Source organism: Sporomusa sp., from assembly GCF_035561155.1.
Classification (GTDB): domain Bacteria; phylum Bacillota; class Negativicutes; order Sporomusales; family Sporomusaceae; genus Sporomusa.
Genome location: NZ_DATMYD010000142.1, coordinates 1 through 17497, shown reverse-complemented (window position 1 = coordinate 17497; position 17497 = coordinate 1). Strand labels below are relative to the sequence as shown.

The 17497-nt window shown below is 42.0% G+C and carries 16 protein-coding genes and 1 pseudogene; 11 read left to right on the top strand and 6 right to left on the bottom strand.

Features of this window, described 5'->3' with window-relative positions; translation table 11 throughout:
• The first annotated feature begins 126 nt into the window (after positions 1-126).
• A complete protein-coding gene (locus VN447_RS18840; protein WP_325527177.1) occupies positions 127-1116 on the top strand; it encodes a pyridoxal-phosphate dependent enzyme in 990 nt (329 codons plus the stop codon).
• A gap of 121 nt (positions 1117-1237) precedes the next feature.
• Here the strand turns inward: VN447_RS18840 and VN447_RS18835 are convergent, their stop codons facing one another.
• The 5 genes from VN447_RS18835 to VN447_RS18815 form a co-directional block, all read right to left on the bottom strand.
• Positions 1238-1927: a response regulator transcription factor gene (locus VN447_RS18835; RefSeq protein WP_325527175.1), complete on the bottom strand. Its 690-nt coding sequence runs from the start codon at positions 1925-1927 to the stop codon at positions 1238-1240.
• Positions 1924-3066, bottom strand: a complete 1143-nt coding sequence (locus VN447_RS18830; protein ID WP_325527173.1) for a HAMP domain-containing sensor histidine kinase — start codon at positions 3064-3066, stop codon at positions 1924-1926. Before VN447_RS18830 ends, VN447_RS18835 begins: the two co-directional genes overlap by 4 nt.
• A 227-nt stretch (positions 3067-3293) precedes the next feature.
• Positions 3294-3947 (bottom strand): hypothetical protein, encoded by a 654-nt coding sequence (locus VN447_RS18825; RefSeq protein WP_325527171.1) that lies wholly within the window; start codon positions 3945-3947, stop codon positions 3294-3296.
• Between the two features lie 285 nt (positions 3948-4232).
• Positions 4233-4922, bottom strand: coding sequence for a carbonic anhydrase (locus VN447_RS18820; protein ID WP_325527169.1), 690 nt, complete (start codon positions 4920-4922; stop codon positions 4233-4235).
• Positions 4923-5029: 107 nt separating this feature from the next.
• On the bottom strand, positions 5030-6091 hold the full coding sequence (locus VN447_RS18815; RefSeq protein WP_325527167.1) for a hypothetical protein: 1062 nt from the start codon (positions 6089-6091) through the stop codon (positions 5030-5032).
• Positions 6092-6558: 467 nt separating this feature from the next.
• On the opposite strand from VN447_RS18815, the gene VN447_RS18810 reads away from it, so the two are divergent.
• The 7 genes and pseudogenes from VN447_RS18810 (at position 6559) to VN447_RS18785 (ending at position 12630) form a co-directional block, all read left to right on the top strand.
• Positions 6559-7209 (top strand): TVP38/TMEM64 family protein, encoded by a 651-nt coding sequence (locus VN447_RS18810; protein WP_325527165.1) that lies wholly within the window; start codon positions 6559-6561, stop codon positions 7207-7209.
• Between the two features lie 96 nt (positions 7210-7305).
• On the top strand, positions 7306-7647 hold the full coding sequence (locus VN447_RS18805; RefSeq protein WP_325527163.1) for a zinc ribbon domain-containing protein YjdM: 342 nt from the start codon (positions 7306-7308) through the stop codon (positions 7645-7647).
• Positions 7648-8088: 441 nt separating this feature from the next.
• Complete coding sequence (dapA, locus tag VN447_RS18800; RefSeq protein ID WP_325527161.1) at positions 8089-8967, top strand: 4-hydroxy-tetrahydrodipicolinate synthase; 879 nt, start codon at positions 8089-8091, stop codon at positions 8965-8967.
• Positions 8968-9510: 543 nt separating this feature from the next.
• Entirely contained in the window at positions 9511-10347 is an 837-nt protein-coding gene (locus VN447_RS18795) for a site-2 protease family protein (RefSeq protein ID WP_325527159.1), read from the top strand.
• A gap of 150 nt (positions 10348-10497) precedes the next feature.
• Complete coding sequence (locus tag VN447_RS18790) at positions 10498-11193, top strand: hypothetical protein (protein ID WP_325527157.1); 696 nt, start codon at positions 10498-10500, stop codon at positions 11191-11193.
• A 294-nt stretch (positions 11194-11487) separates the two neighbouring features.
• Positions 11488-11571: pseudogene (locus tag VN447_RS23330) on the top strand (twin-arginine translocation signal domain-containing protein); the annotation flags it as partial.
• Between the two features lie 24 nt (positions 11572-11595).
• Positions 11596-12630 (top strand): Acg family FMN-binding oxidoreductase, encoded by a 1035-nt coding sequence (locus VN447_RS18785; protein WP_325527155.1) that lies wholly within the window; start codon positions 11596-11598, stop codon positions 12628-12630.
• A gap of 306 nt (positions 12631-12936) precedes the next feature.
• Here the strand turns inward: VN447_RS18785 and VN447_RS18780 are convergent, their stop codons facing one another.
• The gene (locus VN447_RS18780; RefSeq protein WP_325527153.1) at positions 12937-13473 is read right to left on the bottom strand and encodes a hypothetical protein; all 537 of its coding nucleotides are present in this window, start codon (positions 13471-13473) and stop codon (positions 12937-12939) included.
• A 296-nt stretch (positions 13474-13769) separates the two neighbouring features.
• Here VN447_RS18780 and VN447_RS18775 point away from each other — a divergent pair, with 296 nt between their 5' ends.
• The 3 genes from VN447_RS18775 (at position 13770) to VN447_RS18765 (ending at position 17461) form a co-directional block, all read left to right on the top strand.
• Positions 13770-14978, top strand: coding sequence for a hypothetical protein (locus VN447_RS18775; protein WP_325527151.1), 1209 nt, complete (start codon positions 13770-13772; stop codon positions 14976-14978).
• A gap of 399 nt (positions 14979-15377) precedes the next feature.
• Positions 15378-16508 (top strand): epoxyqueuosine reductase, encoded by a 1131-nt coding sequence (locus tag VN447_RS18770; RefSeq protein WP_325527149.1) that lies wholly within the window; start codon positions 15378-15380, stop codon positions 16506-16508.
• A 662-nt stretch (positions 16509-17170) separates the two neighbouring features.
• Positions 17171-17461: a hypothetical protein gene (locus tag VN447_RS18765; protein WP_325527147.1), complete on the top strand. Its 291-nt coding sequence runs from the start codon at positions 17171-17173 to the stop codon at positions 17459-17461.
• Positions 17462-17497: the final 36 nt, after the last annotated feature.

Below are 17497 nucleotides of genomic sequence, written 5' to 3'. Positions count from 1 at the left end.
AAGTTTGTTTATTGAACTTCGGGTCATTTTTAAGTGGAGTATTTGACGAACATGGTCTAATCATCCTCACTCTATGCAGAGGAAAATCTCAATAGAAACAAATAGGTCAGATAGGAGGGTTTTATTATGCATTTTTACTGCACTAAGTGTGACAAGCAATATCCGATTGAGGGGCTTGATTATCAGTGTGAATGCGGCGGGCTTTTTAAATTGAATAAAGCACAAGGGGAAGAAATTGAGATAACGGTGTCCTTGGGAGAAGTTAAAACTCCCATCTTGAAGAGAAAATTGCAGGAAAGAGAAGTCTATTTAAAACTGGATTATATGCAGCCGACAGGTTCCTTCAAAGATCGCGGTGCGTTTGTCATGGTGAATAAGTTGAAGGAATTGGGTATTAAAGAGGTTGTTGAGGATTCTTCCGGGAATGCGGCAGCGGCGTTTGCCGGGTATTGTGCCGCCGCAGGCATAAAGTGCAATATTTACTTGCCGGAAAGTACATCGCCAGGAAAGATTAAACAAATTAGTGCGTATAAAGCAAACCTAGTCAAGGTTCCGGGATCTCGCGATGACACTGCGAAAGCAATCTTGAAGGCGGCTGAAACCACCTATTATGCTTCACATGTATATAACCCTTTGTTCTTTGAGGGGACTAAATCCCTTGCTTATGAGATCTATGAGCAAATCGGCATCCCTGACTATATCGTAGTGCCTGCTGGCAATGGAACTATGCTTCTCGGCGTTTATAAAGGTTTTAAAGAAATCGGACAGCTTCCTCGAATTATTGTTACTCAAAGTAAAAATTGTGCGCCGATATTCAGTAAATTCAACAATCAGCCGGTTGGCGAAATGAAACCGACTGCAGCCGAAGGTATTGCAATTGGAACACCAAAACGAATCGATGAGATGATTGAGGCTGTTCGCGATAGCAAGGGCGATATCATCGCTGTAGATGACGAGAAGGTTATCCAGGCTCAGGAATTGCTTGGAGAAATGGGGATATACGTCGAGGTGACCGCTGGCGCTGCGGTAGCGGGAATGTTGCAGTACTTTACCCAAGGTTACGACCCTAATTTGAAAATTGTTGTTCCTTTATCCGGGTCAGGACTGAAGAAATAGCGTTGAAAACGGTGCGAAGGTGGAACCTGAGATCTGTGATTTATTGATAGTTTCGAATGCTATAGAGCTAGAAGTATAATAAAATAAATGAGGTATATTTAGGTTCGGGGGGGATATAGTTTTATGCCGGATTGAATCGGTAGCCTGTCCCCCAGAGTGTTTCGATATATTCAGGGTTTGAAGGATCTTTTTCAATTTTTTTACGTATCTTTTGGATATGTACCGCGACCGTTGCTGTGTCACCACAGTACTCATCCCCCCAGATGGTATCAAAAATATGATCTTTGCTAAATACAATGTTAGGATTAGAAGCTAGAAATACTAAGAGATCGTATTCCTTGGCTGTTAGCTGGACTTCTTTTTCATTGACAAGAATTTTATGGGAGGCAGTATTGATTTCCAAACCTTTATACTGTATAACTTCGTAAGCTGCCATGTGTCCTCTGAGCCGCTCATATCTTTTGATATGGGCTTTTATTCTTGCCGCCAATTCGGCGGGGCTGAAGGGTTTGGTGAGATAATCGTCGGCACCGAAATTGAGACCTCTGATTTTATCAATGTCTTCATTTTTTGCCGAGACAACAATTACGGGTATCTCCAGGGTTTTCCGAATCTCTTTGATGATTTCGTAGCCGTCTTTACCAGGCAGCATCAGATCGACCACGACAACATCATAGGAGCCTGTAACTGCTTTTTTCAGGCCTTGAAGTCCATCCTGAACGATTTCTGCTTTAAAACCGTTTAATTGCAGATAATCACGCTCTAATTCGGCGATATCCAGATCGTCTTCAATAATCAAAATACGTTTCATGGATAGGTTTCCCCCTCATTATCTTGAAGAACCGAGAGCCTGATGGTAAAACAGGTACCCTCCTGTCTGAGGCTGGATACGGTAATTTTTCCCTGATGGGCTTCGATCAGTTCCTTGGCAATAGCAAGCCCCAGACCTGTACTGGAATAGTCTTTCGTGCGCTCGGCATTAATCCGGTAAAAACGGTCAAAGATAAACGGTAGTTTGTCTTCAGGAATCCCAGGGCCATTGTCCCTGATGTCCACACAGATAGAATCATCCTGATGATAGAGCCTGACTTCTATGGCTAAATCCGTGTCAGGTCCGTGTTTGACCGCATTGTTTATAAGATTATTCAAAGCCTGGCGGAATCTTTTTGCATCCAAATCCAGCCAGTAATCTGTTTCCAGGTGTTCGCTGTACTGAAAACCGATTTTTTGTTCAGCCAGGTCTAATTCGTATTCTTCCATCAAGTCCTGCATAAATTGCCGGATTTGCACGCGCTCAAAATGCAAGTCCAACTTTTGCATATCCAACTTGGAAAACAGGAAAAGATCATCAATGAGTTTATTCACGTAAGCCGTATTATGATGGATGGTTTTCAAATATTTGTTTTGACTTTCCACGGAAGTAACCGTTCCTTCAATCAGCGCCTCAATATATCCTTGAATAGCGGTTATCGGTGTTTTGAGGTCGTGGGATATATTGGCGACAAGTGCCTTGCGATTGGCTTCATATTCGGCCTGCAGCTTTTCGCTTTCATACAACTTTTCGGTCATTGTATTAAAAGCAGCCATCAATAGCTCAAGATCGTTTGGCTTATCGTATTCTAGCTTAATGCTATAGTTGCCCTTGGCGACCTCATCCAGGCCCTGCCTGAGTTGTTCCATGGGCTTAAATATTCGTTTTTCCAACCGCAATAGAAACAGAAGCTGAATCAACTCCTTAAGACCGATTACCACTGCAAAAAAGATGGCGACTTCTTTGATGCCTATCCAGCTAAACAAAAGGTAAAGGATCAGCAGGTTAAATAAAAAAAATGCAGGACGCAGATAGCGAAAATATTTATAATGTCGCAGAAACTGCCCATGATGGCCACGGGCATCATGCAGACGCCGGAAGTGGGCATGAAGTTCATGATGCTTTTTATGCCTGAACATATCGATCACCTGCCGTATTTTAGTTTTTAAGTTACTTACTACACCATTATATTCCATAGCAATACAGGGCGCAAAATTATTGCGCCCTGCAGCCGGTTATACAGGCAGTTTTTAAAACTGCAACTGTACGCGGGAGTTTATTGCCTGCTGTCTACAGCTCTTTTTCCAGGCACCACAGCGTTTGCATTTAGAATTCTCGATTCGTGGCAGGCCTGTTTCCAGCAGTGTTACCAGGTAAAAGATAACTCAACCCGCGCGTTTAGATCATGCTGCTCATGGTGTTCGTCTGAACGGGAACCGCCCAGGGTGGCCACTACTTTTTCGATTTCGTAATTCTTGTTGATGAACACATTAACAACGAAATTGAGTTGATCTACGGTGCAGAACTCTTTCATTAAGCCGTGGTGAGGATGGTGCGCGTCCGCATGGCTTATTTTTTCACGCAGTAGTACTTTCATATCTTCAGGCAGATCGTTGGCATTCAGAGAGAGTACAATCGTTTTATTTTCCTGTTCTGCTGCCTGCACGGCGTTAAGGATGCTCAAAGCCAAGGAGAGTCTGGTTAATTTGCCCTTAATCCCTCCGTGCCTAAAGGCATGGCCGTGATGATGGAGCGGCCGGCCTTGATGATGACTGTGTCCACAAAAATGGGGCAGTGTAAATTCGCTGTTACTTTCATGCTTTAGAAGCTTGCCATCATAATCCAATTCAGTATTGATCTTTGCTTTAACCTGGCAGGTAATCAGATTTTTCTCGAATTCATTTTGCAGAGAGAATATTTTCGCCTGATCTTTTTGGACATCGGCCGTGAAAACTCCGGCAATCACCTCTTTGCTTCTCAGTGTTTTTACTACATCATACATAAGTTTGAGTTTGTTCATAAAAAATAACCTCCTTGGTGTGTTTGAGGTTATTTTAACTAATAAAATTAAACCAGCTTTAAACCGTTTATAAAAATTTTATAAAAGCGCTTAAAATCTTTATAAACTATACCAGGCCAGAAATTCGTCCTTATTGCATGAAAAGTGAGAATTTCGGAGCCTATCTGGCGGTTAGGAATGGTATGCCGGTATTTTGATCGTAGCCGCCGGGCGGTAGTTAGCCCGTTAGGCAGGTCATAAAACTAGAGCCTCAACCTTGCAAAAGCAGGGTTGAGGCTCTAGTTGCTAATGATGATTTATTACCGGATTTGGTATGTTGTACTTTATGAATTCAACTGCTCCCGATTCAAGATGATACTTGGCTCCCAAGATTTTCACGCCGCCAACATGAGTGATTACCGGATCAGCATGTAAAGCGGCTACCATATTGAGTACATTGGCGTCAGTAGCGGCTTCATATACATTTGCTGAATTTGCAGCTTTGGCGGCTGTAACAGCCGGTTGAATCTTAGCTGCAATTGCTTTTATGTTGGGAGGAACCTCCCCGCCATCAACTGTCGCCTTTACAGCGCCGCATTTTTCATGGCCTAGTACAACAATTAGCTTGGCACCAAGATGTTCCACCGCATATTCGATACTTCCCAATTCAATAGAGTCAAGGACATTACCAGCTACGCGCACGACGAAGAGGTCGCCCAAACCTTGATCAAAGAGGAGCTCTGGTGGAACGCGGGAGTCGGAGCAACTGACAATCACGGCAAAGGGATGCTGACCTTTGACTAATTCAGTCCGTCTGGCTTGGCCAATTTGAGAGTCAGCATACTTTTCTGAGGTGAAGCGCTTGTTACCATCAACGAGCATCTGCTGAGCAACGTCAGCTGAGACAGAAGGCGCTATCGAAGAGGCTAGGACGGGGGCAATGAGAGATATAGTGATAAGAAGGGTTAGTAGGATGGATAGGTATGGTTTCCGCATGGTTTCGCAACTCCTTTATTGGATAATTATCTAATAAAAGTTCTCGAATTTTCCAGTAAATTCCTGCTGATATGGTCTATATTGCTATGAAGAAATTTACGAGCTTATTATTGGGGTAGAATAACGATTTTTATCGGTAAGTTTGATGCTCCCGGCGGACTGAATGTGAACGACAGCGGATCACCGCTTTCGTAGGTACCCAAGAAGGCTAGATCCTTCTTTCTGGTATCTCCGAAATAAAGCCGGTCACGAGGTGTACTAACCGGGCTCCAGGTTACTTCTGGATGGTTTATTCCGATAGCGCCGGCATAACTTCCCCCCATTGGCGCAAGGTAATAGGCAATTTTACCGCCTTTTTTCGACGGCAGCAACACTTGGTAGACGACGCCATAATTGCCATAGTTAAGAACTTCCGAACCATCGGTAGCATCTATTCCCTTCAGGTAGGGATCAATTGCGTTATCGGCCAAGGTAATGCCTGCCGCTCCGTCGGCTGTCGGATCGTAGTCCCTGACAGGGGCAATTTGCCTGTTTGCTTCTGCAAATGTACCGCGCAAATGATACTCATCGGGCGGCAGTACCGTTGCTGTCCGGGAAAACTGAACACTATCCTCAGTTACAGGCAGCATCATGACGGTAGCAGTGAGCGGGTGATCAGCCTCAAAGTCGTAAATACCATGGATCAGCATATTCGGTACAATCGCTGTTTCACTTAGGCTGGCTGACAGCGGCACCACTCCCCCCGGGGGAATGCTTAGCCGGTAGGCCTGTTGCCCGCTAAAGTAGGCTGTCTGAGTTTCTTTGCCGACCTTTATCCAGAAGTTTCCCGGACCGCCCAATGTGGCCTTGCTAACCGTGACATGGGCGGTTTGTTTTCCTTTGTTTTCTAAAAGGACCGCCATCTTTTTTACGTCCCTTGATGCGTTCACATGGTAAAAGAAAAGGCGCACAGTGCCGACGACCTTGTCCTGGTATAGAATACCGTCATTCACTACCATTTCCGGACTATCGGATAGCAATAGCGTACCTCCCAGGGATCTTGTATTCACCTCCCATTCGGGAAGGCGGTCTAAATCCAGCCCAGATGTCTCTACAGCTGCGGCATTTGAGACACTGCCCAGAATGACTGACAGCATTACAACCAGAACGAGCCTCATAACATTGTTCATTTTGAACCTCCACTGCAATAAATAAAAGAAAGTACATTAACACTAACCCGGTTAAAAAAGACAAATCCCCTATCGACGCAACTCGCATCGTAGGGGAGATTAACAACATCACCCTATTGCCATAAAATGTTCTTAGGATTCTTGGGAACTGTTTCTATTTCTTACTTTCTGCTAAAACTAAAATTATCCTGCAGCAAATTGGTTTTTTGTGTCGAAACAGGGCGGCGATTTTTTGCCGCGTGGCCATTAGGGGACGGTCTTGCTTGTTAGTTTGTGGTAGTAGAAAAGTAGCAAGCAAGAACTGTCCTGGGTAATACCCAGGCAATTCACAGGCAATACAAGGCCATTTATTCCCGTATTTTTAAATAAGTCATGCATGGCCCCAGAAATGCTGGTGGATACATTGTTTAGTGGGCATCCATATTCTTCTTTACATTTAAGTGATATAGCGACTATAATTAACCCTTATGAGATACTACAATCAAACGGCGTTTAAGCCGGCAGTAGCTGGATATTTTGCAGGCTTTATCGTATTCGGCATTTTATATGTTCATGAGTTCGGCATCGAACGGTTTAAACCAGAGACGATTCGTGACACGATTCTGTCCTTAGGATACTGGGGCCCGCTACTGTATATTTTATGTAACGCTTTTCGCCCATTTTTTTTCTTTCCAGCAATTATTTTGGCTGTCGCTGGTGGCTTAGCATTCGGGCCACTGTGGGGAGCGATATACCTAATTATCGGTACAGCCTTCGGGGCCGCTTTGTGCTTTGGGGTAGCTCGTCTGCTGGGACGTGATAGGCTTAAGCGATCTTGGTTTAAGTGGATAATACTGGAAGAAATAGATGATCAGGCAGCGAGGCATGGTTTCAGAACAGTATTGATTCTGCGTCTAGCCCCCGTTTTACCGTGGGATGCTGTTAGTTTTCTTGCTGGATTGTCGAAGGTGCGATTTTGGCTATATATTTCAGCGACAGTGATAGGCAGTGTGCCTGGAGCTATCGCGTTTAGCTATTTTGGCAATGTCTTGTTCCAATCTTTATCAATGGCTGTAATAGTTACCGTAATCATTATTATAATGAGTATTTATCTACGAGTACTGTGTCGGGGGCGTTAGAGCAGAAAATTGAGAGTTAGGCTTGACTTTAATTAGCTGGTCTGTGTTTCATTCCCGTGTTTTATTAAATTAACATAACGAATGGAGAAATGAATTATGTCTGATTTGCCCAATTGCCCAAAATGTAATTCAAAATACACTTACGAAGATGGAAGTCTGTTTGTTTGCCCAGAATGTGCTCATGAGTGGAATCTAGAATTAGAAACCGAAAATAGTGAAGATAAAAAGATTATCAAAGATGCAAATGGAAATGTTTTAAACGATGGTGATTCTGTCACAGTAATCAAAGACCTTAAAGTAAAAGGAAGTTCCTCAGTCGTAAAAATAGGTACAAAAGTAAAAAATATACGGTTGGTTGATGGGGACCATGATATTGATTGCCACATTGATGGTTTTGGTGCCATGAAATTAAAATCTGAATTTGTTAAAAAGATATAAATACAGTTTTGAAGCAACAGATTTTCGCCGTTAGGAATGATACGGAGAACCGTATCATTGGTAACTGCGAAAAATAGATAGAACTCCTGTCAAATTCGATAGATTTGGCAGGAGTTCTTATGTTTGCCTTGGAATACTTGAATAAATTGTATGAATAGCCCATAGAAAAGATTAGTATGAAGAGTTACTGCTCAGACATTGTGTATTGCTGCATGGTTTTTTCATGCAGTAGTTTATGGTAAAATAATAAGTAGTTCTAACTAAAAATGAAGTACTGGTTCAGGGAGTAATATAATTATCTAGATTTTTCCATATTAAGTGAATTTTTGCCTCTTGAATTCTTGATGGGTTTAAAATTGAGGAAATTGAAGATGGAATTCTTGATTTTAGAATAGTAGTAGTGATTTAATTTACAAATATGAATAAAAGGCGGTTAGACTAATGAAAAAACCATTATTTATCGGCTCTGCAGTAGCTATTGTGACTCCCTTTACTGACAATGGTGTTGATTATCAAACACTGGCAGAACTTATTGAGTTTCAAATTAAAGGTGGCTCAGATGCTATTGTAGTCTGTGGCACTACAGGAGAAGCCTCGACAATGCCAGATAATGAGCATATTGACGTTATCAAGTTCGTGGTAGAATCAGTCAACAAGCGGGTACCAGTTATTGCTGGTACAGGAAGTAATGATACCCGTCATGCCATAGAATTATCGCAAGCGGCGGAAGCAGTTGGTGCTGATGGATTATTATCAGTTACTCCATACTATAATAAAGCTACGCAAAAAGGTCTATATGGACACTTTAAGCTTATTGCCAATAGCGTCAAGATACCAGTAATTCTATATAACGTGCCTAGTAGAACCAATTTGAACCTGAATCCTGAGACTATAAAAGCATTATCAGAAATAGATAATATTATTGCGGTTAAAGAATGCAACCTCGGGCAGGTTGGTGATGTAGTAAATTTATGTGGTGAAGATTTTGTTGTGTATTCAGGTGATGACAATATGGTCTTGCCTGTGCTGTCACTAGGTGGTAAAGGTGTCATTTCTGTAATGGCAAATATCATCCCGCAGGATACCCACGATATGGTTATGAATTTTGTCCAAGGTGATATTGCTGGTGCCATCAAGCTGCAGCTTCAGACTCTGAATCTTATAAAAGCATTATTTAGCGAAGTAAATCCTATTCCTATTAAAGCTGCTGTAAACCTACTGGGCTATAAGGCCGGCCAATGCCGTATGCCGCTAACAGAACTCAGTGATAATAACCTCGAACTTCTTCGTACTGAAATGAAGGCCTATGGACTGATTTAATTAGTCAGCGACCTCGCACGCTAATCATTGCTCTTGGCAAACCAATCCAATAATAAAATCCCACACCGTTTATTCAAATAAACAAAGTGGTCTGGACCCTATGAAAAGGGTTCAGGCCACTTTTATGTTAAAGGGACAAGTTATTGACCCAAAGATAGTTAGATGGTAAAAATTACACTCTTTATGCGTGGGAGCGGTATTTATAGCGCGTTTCCGGTGCGGCTTGAGTAATACCACAAATTAGAAGGATTCTTCATGTATTGTGGAGAAAATGGCAATAACCTATAAAAAAATACCCGCCATATTAATAACAAGAGCACTCAATGAAATGACTGTTTCTATATTTTTTCCGATATTTATAGTCACGTTTCCACCTCTAGTTAACGTCCCCAAGGATGAAATAATTAATGCTTTTCACTATCTTACGAGCGAAAACTTCTGAAGGCGTTAAGGGGACATGATTCAGCAGACTCGCGGTTATTTTGTCACAATACCGTTCCTGTCAGTCTGCTAGATATTTTGATAATGAATTGAGGTATAGTAATGAATAGAGAACATGAAATGATAGAGGGCATGGACACCCCTGTACCGCCACCGAAACCGCCATGGTACAAGAGAATAGGATTAGGCGGGGCAGTTACTGCCTTGTTAGCCATATTGAAGTGGAAGAGCATTCTGAGTTTTCTTCAGGGAATTTTTTTCTTGCTTAAGTTTAGTAAGTTTGGGGTTGCTACATTATCCATGCTAGCAACGATTGGTGTGTATGCCTGGTTTTACGGTATTTGGTGGGCAGTAGGTTTTGTCTTACTTATTGCGGTTCACGAATATGGGCACATGTTTGCAGCGCGGCAACAGAATATCCAGGTAACCACTCCTATATTTATCCCATTCTTAGGAGCGCTGATTGGTATCAAGGAACCGCCCAAGGATGCGGCGACGGAGAGCATCATTGCTTATGGTGGTCCTTTATTTGGCTTTTTAGCGACTGCTTTTGTGCATACGGTCGCCTATGTTTTTCAGTCACCACTTCTTTTCTCTCTTGCTTTTACAGGGTACTTCCTTACGTTATTTAATCTAATCCCGGCCTCGCCGCTTGATGGCGGACGGATCGCCGGGGCGGTATCTCCTTATATTTGGTTTTTGGGTATTCCGTTGATCGGAATCCTCATTTGGTTTAGTTTTAGCCCGATCTTATTTTTAGTTTTGCTCGGAGCAGTTCATCGTGCCTGGGAGTTCTGGAAGCACCGAAATGACGACTATTATAATACCAACCCAGGGTTTCGTTTTAAGATAGGAATTGCCTATCTTTTACTGATGCTATTGAGCGGGATGTTGACTTATGAAGCGCACCTTACGGCTCAGGCATTGCGACCGCGATGAGTATAGGATAGCGGGTGAAATAGTCTTCCTGGTACAAATGCCACGTTCCCATATCGTACGCTCTTATTTTCATTTATGGTATATGCTTTAATCATGGGCTGATGCCGCAATGTAAGATTTCAGCCCCAAAAGGAACCGGGGGTTAATTAATTGGGCAAACAAGAAAATATTCTAGAAGAGTTTAAACGTGCGCGTATTAATGAAGAAGCAGTAAGTGTGGAAAAAGTGCATTTCTACAAGACGGACAAAAGTATTAATCCCAAGCAGGAGGAGTCTTTCTGGATTTCCCTTGGAGAGCTGCCTGTTTTGGTGTCGGCTCCTCATGCTGTTAGGTACTATAGTAAAAAAAAGATTAAGATGTCAGATCAATTCACAGGGTCTATCGTATACCTCTTAAACAAACTGACAGGCTGTCATGCGATCGCAACAACTAAGCTTTATGGTGGCGATCCTAACAGCGACAGCCCTTGTATATACAAGGAAAGAATTGCCGAGATTTGTGGCCGGAAAAAGGTGAAGTTAGTACTAGACATCCACGGTGCAGCCCGTGAGCGGGAATTTGATGTGGACTTTGGCACAAATAGCGGAAAAACTCTCTTAGTTAAGGCTAGGATGTTGGAAACGCTGGAGCATAACTTCCAAGACTTCGGGTTAAGCAGAATCTCCCATGGCCAATTTGCCGCAATAGGTCCCAATACTATCGCTAATTATGTGGCACGTGAACTGAGAATTCCAGCTGTGCAGCTAGAGATTAACAAGCAATATAGGGTGCCGGCACAAAACCCCCAAGGGTTTCACCGTCTGCTAGGTGCTTTAGTGGAAAGTATCAAAGAGTTAGCCCAGTAGGCAGGTTACCGTGGAGTAGTAGAATTAAAAAATCGATTGCTTCTTCTGGGATGATGCTGGAATTTATAACAAAAGGCCAATAGCAGAGGCGACACTGCTCTCTGACCTCATAATTCGAACCAGGTAATGATTGTCGCAAGCTGCCTACATACGAACTGTATAGCCATGTGTAATATAGTTTTGCTATTATGTACAAAGCTGAGGACGAAATGAAGATTCTAAAAATATTAGGTATTTACAAATCAAAACATGTATAGTTTAATATAGTTAGTTACACCTAACTAATAAAAAGAACTGCTTGGGGAGGGGGAATGCTTTCTGAACAGGAGGGATTTTATAAAATATAGTTGTGCCGGGGTAATTGGGTTTGGAGTTGGATCATTTTCATACTCTTGGCTGCAGATGGAAGATGAAGCTGCAATGAGAAAAGAATACACGCTACAATATGTACAGGGTTTAACCGAGGATGAAATCAAAATATTATATTTAGCATCTCTTGCTCCTAGTGGCCACAATACGCAGCCCTGGATGATAACAATTAAAGGTTCGAAACGATGGGTTATAGGATCCGATAGAACGCGATGGCTACCGGCTGTTGATCCTGATAATCGGGAAATGATGTTATCAATAGGGGCTTTTATAGAAAATCTGTCGATAGCAGCGGGAATACACGGATATGAAGCAGAAATTGACGTTATAGGGAAAGATAACTATAGCTCTGAGATAGCAGAGGTAAGGCTAATCAAGGGGAAAGAGACAAGTGTCTCTGACAAAGCGATAAAAGAACGGAGGACGGCAAGAAAACATTTGCTGAAAAATACGATAAGAACGGAAGATATAAGTCATCTAGTGGAAAACAATAAAAACGCACTGTTTTATTATCCTCTGAATTCTAAAGAAGGATCATACTTGAGTCAAGCTAACTTGCAGGCAAATAAAACTCAGGTATTTAGGGAAGATGCTCAGATTGAGTTAGCTGAATGGATCAGATGGACCGATCGGGAAGCAAGAGAATATCGCAACGGTCTTACCCCCGAAAGCATGGAAATGAAGGGTATTGTTCGTTGGTATGCAAAGCACTTCTTTAGTAAAGGAGATGTACTGGGTAAGACATTTAGAAATGAGACGTTAAAGTTAATTGAGGACCAGGTGCAAAATTGTGCCGGGTGGCTGGTTGTGAAAAGCGATAGCTCTACTGTAGCTGACTTGATAAATGCAGGGAGAGTGCTACAGTCAGCTTGGTTGCGTGCTCACGAGAAGTTAATTGCTTTCCATCCTATGACCCAGATATTAGAGGAAGACCCCTGGCGGACAGAACTGGCTAAAGAGCTTGGTCATAGTGGAAGTATACAGTTTATACTAAGGATAGGCTATATTAAAGAGTATCGGCAACCTGTCAGTTTACGTATGCCTGTGTCTAAAATAATTGTCATGTAATACAGATTGTATTATCTCCATGCGATCAATGAAATGGATGGTCCGACTTGACTATATATGCGGTACTACTAGAATTTTCTTAAAAAATCTTAAGCAGAAGTGGAACCAATGGCTTCGCTGTCGCCAGTAGCTTGGCGCCAGCGAAGCCATTGGTTCCTTTGTTTAGATGCAATAGTAGTGACAGAGACGGTTCTTGCTTGATATTTTATGGTATGCAAAATAATGCTGGGGTGGTGTGTATGCTGAGATGTGCTCGGAAAAAAACCCTGGAACTGTGTCCAGGGTTTTGCGCCTGTAGAAGGAGAGCTATTCAGTCGGTACTGTTGTAGTCTGGCTAGAAACAGTAACTAAATCTGGACATTCACAAAGTTCAATTTCAATTTCCTCTTCATCAATCTCAGCGTTCACACCGGCATAAATAATGTCACATACATTAACAACAATGCATGATTTTTCTTTGAACTTTACGTTTGCTACTTTTATCTCAATTTCTTCTTCTTCACCTTCTTCTTCAACTTCTACCTTGAGAAGGCTCACCGATTCAGCGTCTCTTGTCAGTTCCAGTAAAATAAAGTCGCACTTGTCTTCTACATCTACATGAACATCCACTTTGGGTTTGCAGCACTTATTAGGATCCTTTTTATGATCATCGCATTTGTCACAATCGTCATGTTTATTATGATCGTCGTCCTTGTCACCCCAGTCTAACTTTTTGCGATCATCGAAGTTTCCCACGATCTTTCCTGTCACTGTTTTAAAGTCACGGAGAATTAGTGTTACTTCAAAGCAGCCAAGGTGGTTAAAGCATCCCGGAATTCCCATACTATATCGCTCCTTTCGCATATTGGTACTCTGCCTACTGCATAATATGCATCTTGTTACGTGATGGTTACTTAAAAAGTAACGAGTTATTTGATTAGAGCAACATAAAAAAAGTTAACTTTTACAACTCTTGCTTTGAGTTCTTATCCAGATTAGTTGAGAGTATATATCTCTAACCTATACCAAGCGCATAGTATAACAAAGGAAAACGGTGATTTGTAATTTTATTTAAAAGAAAGATGTTTAATAATCACGTTAGTATTTTTTATGAATAGAATAAAGTAGACCATAAGTTTTATTATGAGGAGTTGACAGTTGTGTTAATGAGACATCATTCTGACGGGTTTAAGTTTGAGTTTGGTTCAACAGTGACCATTCTTACAACTGCGGCTTTAGGAACATGCCATAGAAGAAAAGTACGTAAAGGAATATTTACAGGGGTAATTCTTGACGAAACTCAGCATAGATTTGAACGGGGGCACAAACATGTCTCGGTTTACGCAGTCGCAGATTTTGGTGACGAGTGTTTTAACTCGGATAAAAAGCAGGAGCATGACAAGGACGATAAACCCCACAAAGATGAGGAACACTGCAAGTGTCATGAACATGACAAGGACGATAAACCCCACAAAGATGAGGAACACTGCAAGTATCATGAACATGACAAGGATGATAAACCCCACAAAGATGAGAAACACTACAATTATCATGAACATGACAAGGATGATAAACCCCACAAAGATGAGAAACACTACAATTATCATGAACATGACAAGGACGATAAACCCCACAAAGACGAGGAACACTGCAAGTGTCATAAACATGACAAGGACGATAAACCCCACAAAGATGAGGAGCACTGCAAGTGTCATGAACATGACAAGGACGATAAACCCCACAAAGATGAGAAACACTACAATTATCATGAACATGACAAGGATGATAAACCCCACAAAGATGAGAAACACTGCAAGTGTCATGAGCATGACAAGGATGATAAACCCCACAAAGATGAGGAACACTGCAAGTGTCATGAGCATGACAAGGGTGATAAACCCCACAAAGATGAGCAACACTGCAAGTATCATGAACATGACAAGGATGATAAACCCCATAAAGATGAGAAACACTACAAATATCATGAACATGACAAGGACGATAAACCCCACAAAGATGAGGAACACTGCAAGTGTCATGAGCATGACAAGGGTGATAAACCCCACAAAGATGAGGAGCATGACGAGTGTCATAAACCATGCAAGAAGCATCACAAGTGCCATAAACATGACAAAGATAAGGGGCATGATAAATTTCATAAACATGACCAAGATAAGGAGCATGATAAATGTCATAAACATGACGAAGATAAGGACCATTGCGGACAGAAACATCATGAAAATGTGAAAAAGGAAGAAGAATTTCTGATTCTGTCATTAACATGCCCATCTTTTCCCTTTAGAGCAGGAGAAATCGTTCATATCAATATTGATCAAATTGTTGCTGTATCCACGCATTGCAGAAACTAAAATAAAATACCCAGCGTTGAATAGATTCGGAAGCGGCAATTTGAATTATTATAATTCGCCCCAGGCTGGAGATCGGAGGATGGCTTGAAAATTTATCTAGAATTGGGGCCTGTTATTGATTTTCGCCGTTACCAATGATACGGATCCGTATCATTGGTAACGGCGAAAATGTTTTTTGTCATCTGGGCAAAGGATGCGTCTTTACTAGAAAACATTAATGTTGACAGGTTAGAGCTATAGGTGTATATTAAAGCAAAGCCATATGTGCATATACACATATATAAAGCGGGAGAAAGATTTACCCTGGTCAAGTGCAAAGTACCACGCGGAGCTGTAATATTACGACCGTGTTAAGCAGACGACTGCCCAAGGAACGAACAATTGAGGAGGAGAAGAAGGATGTCACTTACAGCACAGATTAAAGAGTTTGCCTTAGATATTGGGTACAGCAAGGTAGGTATTATTCCTGCCGACAGTTTTCCTGAGTATATTGAAGATTTAACCAACCGGTATGGGATGTATTCTTTTTATATTAAAGGGCCGGCTCGCCCACTGGCTGCGGCGGACCCCCGCTCGCTGATGCCTGAGGCAAAATCCATTATTACAACAGTATATGACTATTCGCAAAAGAGCTTCCCGGGAGAACTATCAGATAAAATTGGGCGGATTTATCAAGCACGGTGTTACAATGCTCCGGCTGAACGAATCAACGGAGCCAGACCGCAATTGATGCGGGAGTTCCTGCAAAAACTTGGCTGCGTAGTGGGCGATAAAATAGGTTTGCCGGAAAGACTGGTTGCGGCTAAAGCAGGTATAGTAAATTACGGCCGAAATAATTTTGCCTATGCCAAAGATATTGGTTCGTTTATTTACCTGACATCGTTTGTTGTCGATAAAGAACTTGAGTATGATGATAACCCTACAGTGGAGGTTGACTGCCCTGAGAACTGTTCTGCCTGCATGAAAGCCTGCCCAACACAAGCCATTTATGAGCCGAATAAGTTGAACCCGGGCCGTTGTATAGCATTCAATACTTTTTTAACACAAGACGGTATGGCCGGCAGCCACATTGAGCCGGAGATGCGTGAGAAAATGGGGGTAAAGGTACATGGCTGCGACATTTGCCAGGAGGTATGTCCCCGCAATCAGGCCAGGCTAAAAGCAAAGCTGCCGGATGATGCGTTCCTAGTGAAAGTTGCTCAGGATTTCAGCCTTGCGCAAATGCTTAACATGACAGATGCATTTTATATGACAAGAGTCCGGCCACTGCTGTATAACTATATAAGGGAGAAGAAATACTTCCAGCGCAATGCCGCTATTGCTCTTGGCAATCTGGGCGATTCGGCCTTTGTACCCGATCTGGCAGCTGCTATGGACGATCCGGAGGATTTAGTACGTGGTTACGCTGCCTGGGCTTTAGGAAAAATCGGCGGCAGGTTAGCCAAACAAATTCTTGAGGCAAAGCTGAGCCGCGAGACAACTGATTCTGTGAGAAAAGAGATTGAGGCGGCACTTGCGGTAATACAGTAAGTGCTCCCAGGCGTTACTGGCGTAATCAAGAACAAAAAGTAAAAAGCGAACTGCCATCAGAAAAACTGGTAATTGGGATAGGATTATCAGTTTTTTTGCTTGTTGTACGATTAGATACTGACTAAGCAACACTTTCATGCGGAAACATATACAGACCAGGTAGGGAAGGCGCTAAAAAAGCGTGTGACATTTGAAACTTCGTATTCAGTTTTAGTCATCCTGTAGTGATTGCCGCAGACAGGATATATTCCCGTCCCCTTGACACTGTGGATAAAAGCGAAGATAGCGTTTAAGCTTGTAGCTGCCTCTTTGGGTTAATGGGGACAGACTCCTTATCTCCGCTTGACATTGTAAATAGAAACAAGCCATAACTTGCCGCAGCGGAGTTATGGCTTGTTTAATTACCCAAGTTGAAGTAGGATGGGGTTATAAGTGATAAGGGAGAATTATCGATGTCCTAATTGATTAAGTAATGATTTGAAGCCCGGAATTAGTCAGTGAGCCGGTTATACAGCAGTTATAGAATTTCGTGATAAACCTGGCAGGATTTTTAGTGTTTATATTGTAGCTATATTTAAATATAGATTGAGATCATTTCATTAGTTTTTAAATGATTCAAGGGAGAAGTCCCACTTGAGTCGCACAAAAGGGGAGTTATAAAAATGTATAGTTTTAAGAATGACTACAGCGAAGGCGCACACCCAAGAATATTAAACGCATTGCTACAAACAAATCTCGCTCAAGAGGAAGGGTATGGAGCAGATTCCTTCACCCTCGAAGCGGTGGAATTGTTGAAACAAAGAATCCAGCGTGATGACGTTGATATTCACTTGTTCTCAGGCGGTACTCAAACAAATCTTACCGCCATTTCAGCATTTTTACGCCCTCATGAAGCAATTATTTCAGCCAATACCGGTCATATCTTGGTTCATGAGACTGTTATCTTTAGTTAATAGATACAATACAAATATATACTATATATATAACTC